The following is a 17,267-nucleotide window of genomic DNA, read 5'->3' as shown; positions in this document are numbered from 1 at the left end:
AACTGACAATGAAATCCAACAAAAGGATGTGGGTATGGCTCGGTGCCGGCGTGGGATTGGTTGCGGTCGCGGCAACTGCCACGGTCTCTCTGGGCGTGTACAACGTGGCCGCCGACGATCCGCATAGTCGCCCGGTGTATGCGCTACTTGAAACGGCGCGCGAGCGTTCCATTGAGGTGCGCGCCGCCAAGCTTCAGGTGCCCACGAACCTGGATGATCCTGAGCGTATCCGCCAGGGTGCGGGCAACTACAACGCCATGTGCGTGACCTGCCATCTTTCGCCAGAGGCGGCGGCCACCGAGATGAGCAAGGGCCTGTACCCCGCGCCACCGAACCTAAGCAAACAGTCGGTCGCTCCAGCTGAGGCGTTCTGGGTGATCAAGCACGGCATCAAGGCCAGCGGCATGCCCGCGTGGGGCGGCAGCATGGACGATGAGTTCATCTGGAACATGTCGGCCTTCCTGCAGAAGCTGCCCACGCTGGACAAGGCCGGTTACCAGGCGTTGGTGGCCAGCAGTGATGGTCATTCGCATGGCGGCGGCGAGACGCAAGGCCACCATGACGACGAAAAGGCCGAGGATCACCCTGCCCTATTCGAGCCGGGCAACAACTCCATGCCGCATGCGCACCCGCCGGGCGTGGACGACGATCACCACGGCCCGACACCCAGCGACACGGAAGTCGGGTTGGTGAGCCACGGCCATCCCGACGGCAAGGTGGAGTCGCACCCTGCACCACACACGCCCGTGGCCGATGACGGCCATGCGCACACCCATTGATCTCCTTGGAGCCCACGCAATGAACGCAACAGCAATCTCGTTCACCCTCGCACTGGCACTGGCCGTCGTGTCCCCCGCAATGGCGCAGGCGACACAGCCGCACGCACATCACCCCGCTGCCGCGGCATCTGCGGACGTCGACGTCCCAGTCACTGCAGAGGCCGCGGTCGCCGTAGCGGAGCGTTTCAACAGGGCCCTGTCTAGCGGCGATCTGGCCACGGTCGAAGCCCTGCTCGCTGCCGACGTCCTCATCCTCGAGTCCGGGGGTGCCGAGCGCAGCCGCGAGGAATATCTGGGTCATCACGCAGTCAGCGATGCGGCATTCCTCAAGGGCGCCCATCGCCAGCTGCTCCGTCAGCGTGCACGCACCGCTGGTGAGTTCGCATGGGTCGGAACCGAAAGCGAGCTGCACGCCCAGAAAGACGGTAAGCCACTGACCGTCCAGAGCACCGAGACCATGGTGCTGAAGCAGACCACCGACGGTTGGCGGATCGCCCACATCCACTGGTCTTCGCGGACCAAGCGCTAAGCGGAGAACCAGAAATGAAAACCTGCAGATTGAACCGACTGGCGTGGGCGGCTTTTGCGGTCGCCGGCCTGGGTGCCTGCACCCAAGCGGCTACACCCGCGCAATCCACCATCGCGCCCACTGCACAGGTCGTCCCGGAAACAGCCGACGCGACTCCAGCCGCCCTGCCACGCATGACCGTCCACAAGACCCCGACCTGCGGGTGCTGCGGTAGCTGGATCGACCACGTGAAGAAGGCGGGGTTCACCGTGGATGTGCATGACATGGATGACCTGGGTCCGGTCAAGGAGCGCCTGGGTGTCCCCTATGCAAAGGGCTCCTGCCACACGGCCGAGGTCGACGGATACGTCATCGAAGGCCATGTCCCGGCCGAGGACATCAAGCGCCTCCTCGAAGAAAAGCCGGACGCACGCGGCCTGGTCCTGCCCGGAATGCCGCTCGGTTCGCCGGGCATGGAGGTCCCGGAAGGACGCCAGCAGCCGTATACGGTCGAGCTGGTCCATCACGACGGAACCACCGAACCCTTCGCACAGCATTGATCCGCAAGAGCAACAGGGGGCGGTGTTGCGGGCGCGCCGATTCTCGTCCGCGATGAAGCAGGAGATCCACATGACTCACCATTCCGAAGACCACCGGTCTCAGGCCATGAACGAGTGCATCGACAACTGCACGCAATGCCACGCGATTTGCCTTGAGACCATCAACTATTGCCTGAGCAAAGGAGGTGCCCACGCAGCCCCGGAGCACATCGCCCTGCTGGCGACGTGTGCCGATATCTGCGCCACCAGCGCCGACGCCATGTTGCGTGGCGCCAGCGCTCACTCGGTGGTTTGCAGTGCCTGCGCGGAGATCTGCCGCCAGTGCGCCGAAGCATGCGACGCCATGAACGACCCGGAGATGGCGCGCTGCGCCGAAGTTTGTCGCCGTTGCGCGGAAAGCTGCAGCGCCATGGCGGCTTGACGCGTCGAGGATCCCGCCTGAGCGGCGGGATCCTCATCTCAAATATCAAAAGCCGACCAACCGTGGTTTCGGTGACAGCCCGACACCTAACGCTTGTCGGATCCAACACAGCACGGCGCCGAACGGGGCTTTGCATCACATTCGCAATGAGGATTTATCCCTATGAAATCATCAAACGTCCTTCGCTCCTTCGCGCTCGTCCTCGCGATTGCGGCTGGGCAGTTCTCCCTGCAGATCGCGCACGCCCACGCCGCGCTGCAGCAGTCCACACCGGCGGCAAATGCGGTGGTGGCTTCGCCGGGCCAGATCGATCTCGTGTTCAACGAAACATTGACTCCGCGGGCGTCGCGTCTCAAGTTGCTCATGAAGCACGGCAGTTCCACCATGCCGATCGAGAATTTCACGACCGAGATCGTCAACAACGGTAAGACCCTGCGTGCCAAGTTGCCCCAGCCGCTGACTCCGGGCGTCTATACCGTGGAATACCGCGCCGTCGGTGGTGACAACCACCCCATGCCGGGCAGCTTCAGCTTCACGGTGCGCTGAGGAGTCGCGAATGTTCGACCTGTCGGCTTATGCACTGAGATTCCTGGAATACCTTGTCATCATGGTTCTTTTCGGGGTTCCACTCTTCGGTTGGTACGGGTCGCGTCGATCGGCACTCGCCGACGCCTTGGCCGGGTGGTCACTCATGGGCGTTCTATTGGCGGGTGCCGTAGCCGGTCTCGTGCTCACCGGGCTCGATGTCGTCTTCAAGACCGCGGGCATCATGGGAATGCCGCTTGCCGAGGTTGATCGCGCATCGCTTGGCTGGTATCTGCTCGAGACGTCCGCGGGCCGGGCAGCCATGGCGAGAGGCGCGCTGCTGGTCGCCCTGATGTTCGTGCTCGGATGGCATCGTCGCCGCGGGAAGGTGGAGACCGCCTTCCCGCTGGGGGCGATGCTGGCGGGCGGCGCACTCGCTTCGCTGGCATGGAACGGCCACGCCGCCGCTGGCGAGGGCTTGGCAGGCGCGGTCCGGCTTGCTGCAGGCATCGTCCATCTTCTCGCGGCAGGCGGCTGGATCGCAGCGGTCCTGATGTTCCTTGCCATGCTGCTGCGCGGCAAAGAGACGAACGGCAGCGGGCGTCTGCGATCAACGCATGACTTTCTGCATGGTTTTTCGACGCTGGGAACGATCTTCGTTGGTGCGCTCATCGTGTCCGGCATCGCGCACTACGGGGATCTCACCGCGTGGTCGTTTTCGGCCCTGTTCCAGAGCACCTACGGGAAGTTGCTGCTGTTCAAACTGGCCCTGTTCGCTGGAATGCTGGGTTTGGGAGCGCTGCACCGATGGACGCTGGTGCCGCGCTTGGAACGAGCGCTGACCAGCGGAGATCCCGCGCAGGAGGTGCGGGCTTTGCGGCAGAGTGTTACGGCTGAGGCCGCGCTGGCCATCTTGATCCTGATTGTTGTTTCAGTGCTCGGGACGCTCAGCCCCGAATAGCTGTGTAACCCGCAATGGCACACTGCCTTGGCAGTCCATCCCCACTAAAGCGAGCATCGGCATGAACTCACCGTCGTCCCATGACCATCACCATTCTGCAGGCGCAGCCCCTGTCGAGGCTGCGGATGGACGGGTCACCGATCCGGTCTGTGGCATGCAGGTCGATCCCGCCACGACGCAGCATCATGCGACCCACGCCGACACACCTTTCCACTTCTGCTCGGAGCGATGCCGCGCGAAGTTCGTGGCCGATCCGGAGCGCTATCTGACGCCCCAGGACGAACCCGAGGTGGCACAGCCCGGCGCCATCTACACCTGCCCGATGCACCCGGAAGTCCGGCAACAAGGTCCAGGCAACTGTCCCTTCTGCGGCATGGCGCTGGAGCCGGAAATGCCGAGCCTGGAGGACGATGACAATCCGGAACTTCGCGACTTCTCGCGCCGGTTCTGGTGGACGCTTCCGCTGACTGTGGTGACGCTCGTGCTGGCCATGTTCGGCCAGTACCTCCCGCGTGTCGTGCTGGGCGACGTGCAGATCCTGCCGTTGTCGATCGACGTGCAGACCTGGGTCGAGCTGGTCTTGACCACACCAGTCGTGCTGTGGGCCGGCTGGCCGTTCTTCGAGCGCTGCGTGCAGTCGATCCGCAACCGCAGCCCGAACATGTTCACCCTCATCGGGATTGGCGTTGCGGCCGCCTTTGGCTACAGCCTGGTCGCCACGCTGGCACCCGGCTTGTTCCCACCGTCGTTTACCGAACATGGGCGCGTCGGGGTGTACTACGAGGCGGCGGCGGTGATCGTTTCGCTGACCCTGCTCGGCCAGATGCTGGAACTGCGGGCGCGCTCGAAAACGTCCGCGGCGATCAAGGGCCTGCTTGGCCTGGCGCCGAAGGAAGCCCGGCGGGTCAACGCCGACGGCACCGAGGAAGACATCCCGCTGACCCACGTCCACGTCGGCGACCACCTGCGCGTGCGTCCCGGCGAGAAGGTGCCGGTGGATGGCGAAGTGGTGGAAGGCCGCTCCAGCGTCGACGAGTCGATGCTCACGGGTGAACCGATTCCGGTCGAGAAGACCGCAGGCGACCAGGTCATCGGCGCGACCCAGAACGGCACCGGCGCGCTGGTGATCCGCGCCGCCAAGGTGGGCTCCGACACCGTGCTGTCGCAGATCGTGCAGCTGGTCGCGCAGGCGCAGCGCTCCCGCGCGCCGATGCAGCGGATGGCCGATATCGCGGCCTACTGGTTCGTGCTCGCGGTGCTGGCGATCGCGGTGGCCACCTTCTTTATCTGGGGCTCCTTCGGTCCGGAGCCGGCCTGGACCTTTGCGGTGCTCAACGCGGTCTCGGTACTGATCATCGCCTGCCCCTGCGCGCTGGGCCTGGCGACGCCGATGTCGATCATGGTCGCCACGGGCAAGGCGGCGCAGGTGGGCGTGCTGTTCCGCGACGCCGAGGCCATCGAGCACATGCGCCGCATCGACACCCTGATCGTCGACAAGACCGGCACCCTCACCGAGGGGCGCCCCGCCTTCAAGGAAGTCGTGGCCTTCGAGGGCTTCGACGCCGACCGGGTCTTGCACCTGGCCGCCAGCCTGGACCAGGGCAGCGAGCACCCGCTGGCCGACGCCATCGTCGCCGAGGCTCGACGCCGGAACTTCGAGTTCGACCGCGTGGAGGACTTCGACTCGGTGACCGGCATGGGTGTGCGCGGGTCCGTGGCCGGCCATGCGCTTGCGCTGGGCAATACCGCGCTCATGGACGACCTGGGCGCCAATCCCGCTGCGCACGTCGACGTGGCCGAGCGGATGCGCCGCGAGGGCGCGAGCGCCATGTTCCTGGCCGTGGACGGGCGCCTGGCGGGGCTGGTCGCGGTTGCCGACCCGATCAAGGCGTCGGCCGCGGCGGCCATCAACGAGCTCCACGCCGCCGGGCTGCGCATCATCATGGCCACCGGCGACGGGCTCACCACCGCACGGGCCGTGGCCACCGAGCTGGGCCTGGACGAGGTGCATGGCGAAGTCCGCCCCGAGGACAAGGCCGAGCTGGTGCAGCGCCTCAAGCGCGAAGGCCGGCGGGTGGCGATGGCGGGCGACGGCATCAACGACGCCCCGGCGCTCGCCGCGGCCGACGTCGGCATCGCCATGGGCACGGGCACCGACGTCGCGATGTCCAGTGCCCAGATCACCCTGGTCAAGGGCGACCTGCGGGGCATCCTGCGCGCCCGGAAGATCTCCCAGGCCACCGTGGCCAACATGAAGCAGAACCTCACCTTCGCGTTCCTCTACAACGCGCTGGGGGTGCCGGTCGCGGCCGGGGTGCTCTACCCCGCATTCGGGATCTTGCTGAGCCCGATGGTCGCGGCGCTTGCGATGAGCTTGAGCTCGGTGTCGGTGGTGGCCAACGCCCTTCGCCTTGCCAAGTCGGCCGCCGTACCGTCCTCGCCGACCACATCTGTGCCGCGCCAGCCCCTGGGCCTGGCCAAGGATTGACTTGGATCAATTGCATCGGTTCCAGTAAGAGGTAAGCTCACGCCATGGTCCGCATCCGCCATCGGAACTTGTTCCAGCGCACCGCCCTCCTCGCGATGGTGGCCCTGCTCTGGTCCCAGTTCGCGCTCGCAGGCCATGGCGATTGCCTGGATCTCCCAGTCACGCCGGCGGCGTTTGTCGCTGCCGCCACCGACACCCGACACGACCATGGCCACGGCTGCGATGCCGAGCTCCCCTCAGCGAGCAAGGCAGTGTGCGACGCGCACTGCACCGGGGGTGACATCTCGGCGGACAGTGGGCGCATCCCTTCGATTCCGCCGCTGCTGGCCGAAGCCTGGTTCTCCTGGCTTGCGATCGCCGCGATTGCGGATGCTGCGCCAGGTGTCACGGCTACATGGGTGGATTCGCCGCCCAGACCCGCCTGGCACCGACCTACCGCCCATCCAGCGGCACTCCTGCTGATCTGATGCCTGGACGCTGACTGCTCCGCACGTCTGTGCGGCGCAGTCCTGTGCGTTCGCGCCGTGGCTGCGTCACGGCATGTGTTCCTGCCCTCGTCCGAGCGACCTGCGTCGCGTCGGCCCAAGGACACTGATATGGCATCCCCGTTCGACCGACTGCCGGCCAGGCGCCTGCACCCTCGCCCTCTGTCCCGCCGTCTGCCACCGCTCCGGCACCTTCTTGCCGGCGTGCTTGCCGGCGCCTTGTGGGCCCTGGCGCTGCCGGTGACCGCCACCGAACCCGTCCCGGGGCACAGCCTCGAGTCGATCCGCGCCTGGGTTCTGGAACACAACCCGGAATTGCGGGCCATGGACTTCGAGGCCCAGGCCGCCGAAGCACGGATCCAGCCAGCGGGCGCCCTACCCGACCCGACGGCTTCCCTTGGATTCCGCGGCCTCGATCCGGACAAGCCCTGGCGCTCCGCCGGTGCCGAGCGCGAGGTCAACTACGCGCTGCGCCAGCGCCTCCCGCTTTGGGGCAAGCGCGCCCTGGCGCGGACCGCGGCCAGCCAGGACGCGGTCGCGGTCGGACTCGATCGCCTCACCACTGCGCGCGACTTGCTGGCCGACGCCGAGGCGGCCTACGCACGCTACTGGCATGCCGACCAGGCCGTGGCCGTGCTTGATCGCCGCATCGCCCTGCTCCGCCAGGTGGAAGAGATGGCCGGCGTGCGCTACGCCCTGGGTCGCGCGGCGCAGCAGGATGCCATCCGCGCCCAGGTCGAGCAGACCAGCCTCCAGCGCGAGCGGATCGAACGCCTCGCGACCAAGCAGGAGGCGGCCGCCACCTTGAACGCGGTGCTGGGGCGCCGGTCCGATGCACCGCTGGCGACTCCCGACGAGGCGCCGCGCCTCGCCGTCCACAGCGCCTCGCTTGCCGAGGCACTGGATGACGCCGATGCGCATCCCGCGGTGCGCTCGCAGCAGGCTCGCGCCGAGGCGGCGCGCACGAACGTGGTACTGCAGCGTCGCAACCGCTTTCCCGACATCACCCTGGGCGTGGGTGCGATGCAGTTCGGCAACGGCATCGAGAGCACCGAGCTGATGTTCGAGGTCGAGATCCCGTTCCAGCAGCGTGCCCGCCGCGAGCGCGAGCGCGAATCGCGCCTGCTCGAAGACGCAGCGCTTGCCCGCAGGGACGCCACGCTGCGGGCCGTCGAGGAACGCGGCGCTTCCGCCTGGTCGCAGTGGACCAACGCGCGCGAGCGTCGCGGACTGATCGAGAACACGCTGCTGCCGCAGGCCGACGCCACCTGGCAGTCCGCCCTGGCCAGCTACCAGGTCGGTGAAGTCGACTTCGGGACGCTGCTGGAAGCACTCAATGAATGGCAGGGCGCCGACCTCGCACGGGTCGATGCACTGCGTGACGAACTGTTGGGCGCCGCCGCCGTGCGCGCCATCGAAGGAGAGATCCGATGACCCGTGTCCAGACCCTGTCGCTCGCCATCGGCGTTGCACTCGCCGCCCTCGCCGTCGGCTGGATTGCCGGCCGCGCCACGAACGACTCCCCGACCGCGGGCACGTCGATCGACGGCCCGGCCGCAGAACGCAAGGTGCTCTATTACCGCAATCCCATGGGCTTGGCGGACACGTCGCCGGTGCCGAAGAAGGATTCGATGGGTATGGACTACGTCCCGGTCTATGCCGACGACGCACCGCCGGCGGCACCGGGCACGGTGGTGCTGCCGCCGGACAAGGTGCAGGCGCTGGGCGTGCGCACCGAAGCGGTCAAGCGCGGAGCCCTGTCCGCTACCGTGCGCACCAGCGGCACGGTCGAGGTCGACGAGACCCGGCAGTACGCGATCGCCCCGCGCTTCGAAGGCTGGGTGGAGCGGCTGTACGCGAACCAGACCGGCATGCGGGTCAGCGCCGGGCAGCCGCTGCTCTCCGTCTACAGCCCGCAGCTGGCCGCGGCGCAGCAGGAATACCGGCTGGCCGACGAGACCGCCCGCAGGCTGGCCGGGTCCGATCCCGCGAGCGCGGCGTCGATGGTCCGCCTGCGCGATGCCGCCCGCACCCGCCTGCGCAACTGGGAAATCAGTGACGCGCAGATGGGCAAGACGGGCCTGGTGCTCACCGCGCCCGCGGACGCGGTCGTGATCGAGAAGCCGGTGGTCCAGGGCGCGCGTTTCGAGCCCGGCGAAACCATCCTGCGCCTGGCGGACCTGTCGAAGGTGTGGGTGATCGCCAAGGTGCCGGCGGCGCAGGCCGCGGGTATCCAGCCCGGCCAAACGGCCCGCTTTGAAACCGTGGCCCTGCCGGGCCAGGTGGCCGAGGGCGAGGTCACCTTCGTGCAGCCCGTCATCGATGCGATGACGCGCACCGTGGATGTGCGCATCGCCCTGCCCAACCCCGCTGGCGACCTGCGGCCCGGGCTGTATGGGACGGTGGTGCTGGAGGAGCCGGGGGCTGGACCGGTCCTGACCGTTCCGCGCTCGGCCGTGCTCGACAGCGGCACGCGCCAGGTGGTGCTGGTCGAGACCGGCCCTGGCCGCTTCGCACCGCGCGATGTCAGCCTGGGGCGGCGCGGCGGCGATCGCATCGAGATCCTCGACGGCCTGACCGAGGGCGAGCAGGTCGTGGTCTCCGCCAACTTCCTGATCGACGCCGAAAGCAACCTGCAGTCGGCACTCCAGGGTCTTGAGGGTCACACAGGACACGGCGCGCCTTCGGGCACCGCTGAGGATCCACACGCCGGGCACGGCGAGGACGCCGCCGACCCGCACGCAGGTCATGGTGACGAGGCCTCTGATCCGCACGCCGGTCATTCCATGCCGGCTACCCCGGAAGAGACTCCGCCCGCCCCCACCGGCCACGAGGGGCACTGACATGCTTGGCCGTCTCGTTGAATGGTCGGTGCGCAACGTCTTCCTGGTGCTGCTGATGGCGCTGGCGATTGTCGCCGGTGGCATCTACGCACTGATGAACACGCCGCTGGACGCACAACCGGATCTGTCGGACGTGCAGGTGATCGTGTTCACGGAGTACCCGGGGCAGGCGCCCCAGGTGGTCGAGGACCAGGTCACCTATCCGCTGACCAGCGCCCTGCTCGCGACGCCGAAGTCGAAGGACGTCCGCGGCTTCTCGTTCTTCGGCGCCTCCTTCATCTACGTCATCTTCGAAGAAGGCACGGACCTGTACTGGGCGCGCTCGCGCGTGCTCGAGAACCTCAACGTCGCGTCGAAAAACCTGCCGGCTGGCGTGGCACCGGCACTGGGACCCGACGCGTCCGGCGTGGGCTGGGTCTACCAGTACGTGCTGCAGAGCGACCGCCACTCGCTGGACGAGCTGCGCGCGATGCAGGACTGGTACCTGCGTTACCAGCTCACCACCGCGCCCGGCGTGGCCGAGGTCGCCAGCGTCGGCGGCTTCGTGCGCCAGTACTCGATCACCGTCGATCCGGTCCGGCTGCGCGAGTTCGACATCCCGATTTCACGCGTGTCCGAGGTGATCGCCGAGAGCAACCGCGACGTCGGCGGCCGCGTGATCGAGATGGCCGAGACCGAGTACATGGTGCGGGGCCGCGGCTACCTGCGCGGTATCGAGGATATCGAGAGCCTGGTTCTGCGCGCCGAAGGGGGCGCACCGGTGCTGATCGGCGACGTCGCCCGGGTCGAACTGGTACCCGATGAGCGCCGTGGCATCGTCGACCTGGACGGCGAAGGCGACGTTGTGGGCGGGATCGTCATTGCGCGCTTCGGCGAAAACGCCCTGGCCGTGATCGGGGGGGTGAAGGACAAGATCGCCCAGCTTGCGAGTGGACTCCCCGAGGGCGTCAGCGTCCAGGCGGTCTACGACCGCTCCGATCTCATCGTGCGCGCGATCAAGACGCTACGCACGACGCTGCTCGAGGAGAGCCTGATCGTCGCACTGGTGTGCCTGGTATTCCTGTTCCATGCGCGCAGCGCGCTGGTCGCGATCGTCATGCTGCCCGTCGGCGTGCTGATCGCGGTGATCGCGATGCGCATGCTGGGCATGAACTCCAACATCATGAGCCTGGGCGGCATCGCGATCTCGATTGGCGTGATGGTCGACGCGGCGATCGTGATGATCGAGAACGCGCACAAGCACATCGAGCGCTCCGACGGCTCCCGCAGCCGGACCCAGCTGATCATCGATGCCTGTCGCGAGGTCGGGCCGGCGCTGTTCTTCAGCCTGATGATCATCACCGTCTCGTTCCTGCCCGTGTTCGCCCTGGAGGCTCAGGAAGGTCGCCTGTTCAAGCCGCTGGCCTTCACCAAGACCTTCGCGATGGCCGGTGGCGCGCTGTTGTCGATCACGCTGGTACCGGTACTCATGCTGCTGTTCGTGCGCGGCAAGATCGTGCCCGAGCACAAGAATCCGGTGAACCGGTTCCTGGTTGCGGCCTATCGGCCGGTGATCAACGTCGTTCTGCGGCATCGCATGGCCACAATCATGTTTGCGTTGGCCGCCCTGTTTGCAAGCCTGTGGCCTGCATCGCGGCTGGGCAGCGAGTTCATGCCAACCCTCAACGAAGGCACGCTGCTGTACATGCCCGCGTCGCTTCCGGGCATGTCGGTGACCAAGGCCTCGGAGCTGCTGCAGCAGCAGGACCGGATCATCAAGGGCTTCCCGGAAGTGGAGTCGGTGTTCGGCAAGGCGGGCCGTGCCCTGACGGCCACCGATCCCGCACCGCTGGAGATGTTCGAGACCGTCATCAACCTCAAGCCCGAGGACGAATGGCGGGACGGCATGACCACCGACAAGCTCATCGCCGAGATGGACGCGGCGCTGAAGTTCCCGGGCGTCGCCAACTCCTGGACGATGCCGATCAAGGCGCGCACCGACATGCTGGCCACCGGCATCCGCACGCCCGTGGGCATCAAACTCTTCGGCACGGACCTTGAGCAACTCGACGCGCTGGCCACCGAGATCGAAGCCGTGGTGCGCGAAGTGCCGGGCACGACCAGCGCGTTCGCCGAACGCCTGACCGGCGCCTACTACCTCGACATCACCCCCGACCTTGGCAGCCTGGCCCAGTACGGCGTCACCCTGGGCGAGGTGCAGAACGTGGTGGCCGCCGCGCTGGGCGGCGAGATCGTCACCACCATCCTCCAGGGCCGCGAACGCTTCAGCGCGATCGTGCGCTATCCCCGCGAACTCCGCGACGATCCGCACCGGATAGGCAGCCAAGTCCTTGTGCCGGTGCCCGGCGGCGCCCAGGTGCCGCTGGGCGAACTGGCGCGGATTGAGGTCAGGAAGGGTGCGCCGAGCATCCGCACCGAGAACGCGATGCTGGCGGCGTACATCTACGTCGACACCCGAGAGAGCGATCTCGGCCGCTACGTGAAGGCTGCGCAGGAAGCGGTCACCGAGCAGGTGCAGTTCCCGCCTGGCTACTACGTGACCTGGAGTGGACAGTACGAATACATGCAACGTGCCGCGGAGAAGATGCGTGTCGTCGTTCCGGTGACGCTGGCGCTGATTTTCCTGCTGCTGTACCTCAACTTCCGCCGTGTCACCGAGTCGCTGATCGTGATGCTGTCGGTGCCCTTCGCACTGGTCGGTGGCATCTGGCTGATGTGGATGCTCGACTACAACACCAGCGTCGCGGTGATCGTGGGCTTCATCGCGCTGGCCGGCGTCGCCGCGGAAACCGGCGTGGTGATGCTGATCTACCTCGACCACGCACTTGAAGCGCGTGCCGCGCAGAGGCAGGCCGAAGGCCGGGCACTGGATTCACGGGACCTGCGCGAGGCCATCATCGAAGGCGCGGTCGACCGCGTGCGCCCGAAGATGATGACCGTGGTCGCGATCATGGCGGGCCTGCTGCCCATCATGTGGAGCAGCGGTACTGGCTCGGAAGTCATGCGCCGAATCGCTGCGCCGATGGTAGGTGGCATGGTGTCTTCGACCATCCTCACCCTGGTCGTGATCCCGGCGCTGTACTCGCTGATCAAGCAGCGGCAGCTGGCCAGGAAGCCGCACCCCTCCTCCGCACTACCCAAGGAGAAGTAGTGATGGGGCCGTTCAACGCAGGCAGGGACCGACGGCTCATGCAACTGTGGCCGCGAACATCCGTCCGTCCACGGCCAATTCGCGCGTTACTGGCTTCGCCCACCGCAAGGCCGGTTGACCTGTGTGCGAGACACAGGTCTAGCCTGATCAACACCTCGCCGGGAGCAAGCCGATGACGACCAAGGAAGAAGTGACGCTGCCGCTGATGACGGTCCGCCAGCTGGCACGGCAGGGCGATGTCACGGTGCATATGGTGCGCAACTACCTGCGGCGCGGTCTGTTGCAAGCGGCCACGCATACCGAGGGCGGCTACCAGTTGTTCTCCACCTCGGAGCTCCTTCGCCTGCACTTCATTCGCACGGCGCAACACCTTGGCTTCACGCTGGGGGAAATCGAGGAAATCATCCACCACAGCCTGCTGCGACATAGTCCCTGTCCGCTTGTGCGGGACATCATTCGGCGCAGGCTCGACGACACCCGCCAACAACTGGACAGGCTGCTCGCCATGCACGGACGAATGGAGCGTGCCATCCACGCCTGGGCGGAGCTTCCGGACTCCATTCCGACTGGCGATGACGTCTGCGCATTGATCGAATCTGTTGCCGCTGCTGAAGGCGGCGGGTTCGTCAAGTCCACCCCCCGGCGACTTCTTGGACGCCGCCCCACAGAGGAGAATTTGCCATGACAGCCTCCAGTCCTGCCCCCTCAGGCTCCCGACGCTGGGTCTTCTGGATCTTCCTGGCGCTGGCCGTGTTCTATCTCGCCGTCGAGCACCGCGCCCACCTTGGGGGGACGCTTCGCTGGTTGCCCCTGGCCATCCTGCTGCTATGTCCCTTGATGCATGTGTTCATGCACAAGGGGCATGGCGGTCATGGAGGTTCCGGAAGTCATGGGCGCGACGGCAATGCCGACGACACACCCCATGGCCAGCATGAGAGCCGTAGCAAGCGGGCACTGAACGACGAAACGTCCGACACCTCGAACGGAGGGCACTGACATGCAGGCACCCGACTCCGGCTACGGTCTTTGGCTCCTCGCCGCCATCAACGCCGCGTTCTTCATCTTCTTCGCCTGGAGCTTCTACAAACCGCTGACCCGTTGGGACTGGCGTGGGTTCGGTATGTTCTCCGCCTTCGTCGTGGCCCTGTTCGCGGAAATGTATGGCTTCCCGCTGACGCTGTACGTCCTGGGCGGCTGGCTCAGCGCCAACTATCCGCAGGTGGACTGGCTGAGCCATGACGCGGGCCATCTGCTCGAGATGTGGTTCGGCTGGCGCGCCAACCCGCATTTCGGCCCATTCCACATCGCAAGCTTCGTCCTGATCGGCGGCGGCTTCTGGCTGCTGTCGGCCGCCTGGCCGGTGCTGTATCGGGCACAGCGTGAAGGCCGGCTCGCCCGCGAGGGCGTGTATGCGCGCATGCGTCACCCGCAGTACGTCGCCTTCCTGCTCGTGCTGACCGGTTTCCTGCTGCAGTGGCCCACGCTGCTCACGCTCGCCAGCTATCCAGTGCTCGTGTGGGCCTATGCCCGCCTGGCGCGTCGTGAGGAAAAAGACTGCTTGAGCCGCTTCGGCGACGACTACGTCCGCTACATGCAGGAAGTGCCGGCCTTCATCCCGCGACGCCGGCGCGGCCCCGCTCCATCCCAAGGAGAAACCCGATGACGCACGTCCACAAACCCACTGTGCGCACGCGCACCTGGCCCATCGGCGACATGGTGAGTGCCGGCTGCGCGCGCACGCTGGAGAAGGCCGTGGCCGCGCTGCCTGGAGTCAACGCCACCAGCGCGAATTTCGCTACCGCGACCCTGCAGGTGTCCTACGACCCGGCCCGCCTGTCGGCGGGCGCGGTCGCCACCGCGATCCGCGACTGCGGCTTCCAATGCAACGCGCCGATGCCCGATGCCGACCCCGCCGCAGGCGCGCACGCCCATGCTGCGCATGCCGGGCACGGACAGGAATTGGCCGCAGAGCGCCCCGCTGACGCCCACGCCGGCCACGGCGATGACGCCACGGATGCCGGGGGCCACGACGCCCATGCGGGCATGAACCACGGCAGCGATCTGCACGCCGCGGCGCGCGACATGGGCCGCCGCTTCCTGGTCGCCCTCGCCTTCGCGATCCCGGTATTCGTGTGGTCGCCCATGGGCGGGCTGATAGAGCCGCCGCCGGTGCCGTTCGGACTGCGCGAGAACGTCTGGTTGTTCCTGCTGGCGACCGGCGCCGTGCTGTATCCGGGCTGGCCATTCTTCAGCGCCGCGATCCGGTCCCTGCGACGGGGTGTGCTGGACATGGCGGTCCTGGTGCTCCTGAGCGTGGGCACAGGTTACGGTTTCAGCATCGCGTCGACGTTCTTCTTCGACGGGCCGAACTTCTACGAGGCCTCGGCCGTCCTGCTGACCTTCGTCCTGCTTGGCCACTGGCTCGAGATGCGGGCTCGCGCCGGCGCCTCGGACGCCATGAAAGCGCTGCTGAAGCTGTCCCCACCCCGCGCGGTCGTCCGGCGCGAGGGGCAGGAGCTCGACATTCCCACCGCTGAAGTGCTGGTCGGCGAGACCGTGATCGTGCGGCCCGGGGCGAAGATCCCGGTCGATGGCATCGTGACGGAAGGCAGCTCTCAGGTCGACGAATCCATGCTGACCGGCGAGTCGATGCCGGTGCGCAAGGATCCCGGAGAGTCCGTCGTCGGCGGATCGATCAACAAGAGCGGCGCATTCGCCTACACCGCCACCAAGATCGGCAGCGACACGGCACTGGCGCAGATCATCAAGCTGGTCCAGACCGCGCAGAACTCCAAGGCGCCCGCGCAGCTGCTCGCCGACCGCGCCTCGCAATGGCTGGTGCTGGCTGCGATCGTGATCGGGCTGCTGACCTTCGCGGTCTGGTTCTGGTGGCTGGGACAGCCGCTGCTGTTCGCGCTCACGCTGACGATCACCGTCTTCGTCATCGCCTGCCCCGATGCACTCGGTTTGGCCACGCCGATGGCGATCATGATCGGCACTGGCCTGGGGGCACGACACGGCATCCTCTTCAAGCATGCCGAATCGATTGAGAAGAGCGCACGCCTGGACGTGGTGATCTTCGACAAGACCGGCACCCTGACGGTCGGCGCCCCCGAGGTGGTCGACATGGCGGTCGCGCCGGGCTGGACGCAGGAGCGGTTGCTGGCCGCGGCCGCCGCGGTCGAGGCGCACTCCGAGCACCCGCTGGCGCAGGCCATCCTGAAGCGTGCCGGTCCGGTAGCCGAGCGCGCTACCGCGTTCACCAACATCGATGGCCAGGGCGCTACCGGCGTGGTTGACGGGGTGCAGGTGGTGCTGGGCAACCGGATCCTGATGGTCGAGCACGGCATCGACCTCTCGGTATTGGAAGCGGAGGCTGCGCGCCTCACCGGTGCCGGTCGCACGGTGATCTATGCCGGGGTGGGTGACCGGCTCGCAGGCTTCTTCGCGATTGCCGACGCGATCCGGGAGACCTCGCGCGCGGCCATCGACGAATTGCACCGGCGCAACATCAAGGTGGCGATGATCACCGGCGACAACCGCCCCACGGCCGAGCGCGTGGCACAGGACCTGGGAATCGACATCGTGCTGGCCGACGTGCTGCCGGGCGGCAAGGCCGATGAGGTCATCAAGCTGCAGTCGCAGGGCCTCAAGGTCGGCATGGTGGGCGACGGCATCAACGACGCACCGGCGCTCACCCAAGCCGACGTTGGGTTCGCGATCGGCGCCGGCACCGACGTCGCCATCGAGAGTGCCGACATCGTGCTCATGCACAGCGACCCTTATGACGTCGTTCGCGCGACCACCATCGCCCACGCCACTCTGCGCAAGATGCATCAGAATCTGGGCTGGGCCGTGGGCTACAACGTGCTGGCCTTTCCGCTGGCGGCCGGTGTGCTCTATCCGTTCGTGCTGTCGCCAGAAATCGCCGCGCTGTCGATGTCGGGCAGTTCGGTGATCGTCGCCCTCAACGCGTTGCTGCTCAAACGCCTTCCACTGGCGGATGCCGCCACCCCTCGCAGCCCATCTAAGGAGTCCACACCATGAATACGGTCACACACGTCGCCCATTCCAGACCCCGAGGTACCAATCGCAGCCATTGGGTCGCCGCACTGGCCCTCGCGCTCGCGTTCGCATTGCCGGGGGTCGTCTCCGCGAACGAGGGTGGGTTCCGCCACAACGTGTTGATGCGCGGCCAGGTGCTGGAAAAGCAGGACGGAACGCTTGTGGTCTGTGTCGGGCAGGCCGACGGTGCCCAGGTCGGGCAGGTGCTGGACGTGATCCGGCACAAGCGCCGTATCCGGCATTCGCGGGCCGGCGGTCCACGCTACCGCCGCGAGAACGTTGGCCAAGTGCGCATCGTCGAACTGTTCGACAGCCACTACGCGGAGGCTGAAGTGATCTCCGGGAGCCCCAAGGTCAACGACACAGTGGAGCTGATCCGCCCCTGACAGGCGCGCGGGCGATGCAGATGCGCCTCGGCCCTCGCCATGCCCTCCGCAATCACTTCCCTTCCAGGACAGGAGCCACACCATGACAGCGTCTT

The 17,267-nt window shown here is 66.9% G+C and carries 16 protein-coding genes; all 16 read left to right on the top strand.

What is annotated here, in order from left to right:
- Positions 1 to 104 precede the first annotated feature (104 nt).
- The 16 genes from AC0Z6F_RS04780 (at position 105) to AC0Z6F_RS04705 (ending at position 17,172) form a co-directional block, all read left to right on the top strand.
- Complete coding sequence (locus AC0Z6F_RS04780; RefSeq protein ID WP_239522785.1) at positions 105 to 779, top strand: c-type cytochrome; 675 nt, start codon at positions 105 to 107, stop codon at positions 777 to 779.
- A 19-nt stretch (positions 780 to 798) separates the two neighbouring features.
- Entirely contained in the window at positions 799 to 1,308 is a 510-nt protein-coding gene (locus AC0Z6F_RS04775; RefSeq protein ID WP_026070602.1) for a nuclear transport factor 2 family protein, read from the top strand.
- Positions 1,309 to 1,322: 14 nt separating this feature from the next.
- Positions 1,323 to 1,847, top strand: coding sequence for a DUF411 domain-containing protein (locus tag AC0Z6F_RS04770; protein WP_229301210.1), 525 nt, complete (start codon positions 1,323 to 1,325; stop codon positions 1,845 to 1,847).
- A gap of 70 nt (positions 1,848 to 1,917) precedes the next feature.
- The gene (locus AC0Z6F_RS04765) at positions 1,918 to 2,268 is read left to right on the top strand and encodes a four-helix bundle copper-binding protein (protein ID WP_026070601.1); all 351 of its coding nucleotides are present in this window, start codon (positions 1,918 to 1,920) and stop codon (positions 2,266 to 2,268) included.
- 162 nt (positions 2,269 to 2,430) lie between these two features.
- A complete protein-coding gene (gene copC, locus AC0Z6F_RS04760; RefSeq protein ID WP_485616575.1) occupies positions 2,431 to 2,814 on the top strand; it encodes a copper homeostasis periplasmic binding protein CopC in 384 nt (127 codons plus the stop codon).
- 10 nt (positions 2,815 to 2,824) lie between these two features.
- Positions 2,825 to 3,754: a copper homeostasis membrane protein CopD gene (copD, locus tag AC0Z6F_RS04755; protein ID WP_017354978.1), complete on the top strand. Its 930-nt coding sequence runs from the start codon at positions 2,825 to 2,827 to the stop codon at positions 3,752 to 3,754.
- Between the two features lie 61 nt (positions 3,755 to 3,815).
- On the top strand, positions 3,816 to 6,242 hold the full coding sequence (locus AC0Z6F_RS04750; protein ID WP_080354477.1) for a heavy metal translocating P-type ATPase: 2,427 nt from the start codon (positions 3,816 to 3,818) through the stop codon (positions 6,240 to 6,242).
- A gap of 44 nt (positions 6,243 to 6,286) precedes the next feature.
- Positions 6,287 to 6,709 (top strand): hypothetical protein, encoded by a 423-nt coding sequence (locus AC0Z6F_RS04745; protein ID WP_485616577.1) that lies wholly within the window; start codon positions 6,287 to 6,289, stop codon positions 6,707 to 6,709.
- A 342-nt stretch (positions 6,710 to 7,051) separates the two neighbouring features.
- On the top strand, positions 7,052 to 8,161 hold the full coding sequence (locus AC0Z6F_RS04740) for a TolC family protein (RefSeq protein WP_234413151.1): 1,110 nt from the start codon (positions 7,052 to 7,054) through the stop codon (positions 8,159 to 8,161).
- Complete coding sequence (locus AC0Z6F_RS04735) at positions 8,158 to 9,570, top strand: efflux RND transporter periplasmic adaptor subunit (protein WP_017357198.1); 1,413 nt, start codon at positions 8,158 to 8,160, stop codon at positions 9,568 to 9,570. Before AC0Z6F_RS04740 ends, AC0Z6F_RS04735 begins: the two co-directional genes overlap by 4 nt.
- A gap of 1 nt (position 9,571) precedes the next feature.
- A complete protein-coding gene (locus tag AC0Z6F_RS04730; RefSeq protein WP_049404640.1) occupies positions 9,572 to 12,721 on the top strand; it encodes an efflux RND transporter permease subunit in 3,150 nt (1,049 codons plus the stop codon).
- Between the two features lie 172 nt (positions 12,722 to 12,893).
- Complete coding sequence (locus AC0Z6F_RS04725; RefSeq protein ID WP_485616579.1) at positions 12,894 to 13,406, top strand: MerR family DNA-binding protein; 513 nt, start codon at positions 12,894 to 12,896, stop codon at positions 13,404 to 13,406.
- Positions 13,403 to 13,717: a DUF2933 domain-containing protein gene (locus AC0Z6F_RS04720; protein ID WP_065427866.1), complete on the top strand. Its 315-nt coding sequence runs from the start codon at positions 13,403 to 13,405 to the stop codon at positions 13,715 to 13,717. Before AC0Z6F_RS04725 ends, AC0Z6F_RS04720 begins: the two co-directional genes overlap by 4 nt.
- A 1-nt stretch (position 13,718) precedes the next feature.
- Positions 13,719 to 14,384, top strand: coding sequence for a methyltransferase family protein (locus tag AC0Z6F_RS04715; protein WP_017357195.1), 666 nt, complete (start codon positions 13,719 to 13,721; stop codon positions 14,382 to 14,384).
- The gene (locus tag AC0Z6F_RS04710; protein ID WP_049404642.1) at positions 14,381 to 16,768 is read left to right on the top strand and encodes a heavy metal translocating P-type ATPase; all 2,388 of its coding nucleotides are present in this window, start codon (positions 14,381 to 14,383) and stop codon (positions 16,766 to 16,768) included. The genes AC0Z6F_RS04715 and AC0Z6F_RS04710 overlap by 4 nt, the downstream gene beginning before the upstream one ends.
- A complete protein-coding gene (locus AC0Z6F_RS04705; protein WP_049436410.1) occupies positions 16,765 to 17,172 on the top strand; it encodes a hypothetical protein in 408 nt (135 codons plus the stop codon). The genes AC0Z6F_RS04710 and AC0Z6F_RS04705 overlap by 4 nt, the downstream gene beginning before the upstream one ends.
- Positions 17,173 to 17,267 lie beyond the last annotated feature (95 nt).

Source organism: Stenotrophomonas sp. 1L-E-5-B-C3, from assembly GCF_057292075.1.
The sequence above is the reverse complement of the archived record's forward strand: the minus strand, read 5'-3'. Positions and strand labels throughout refer to the sequence as shown.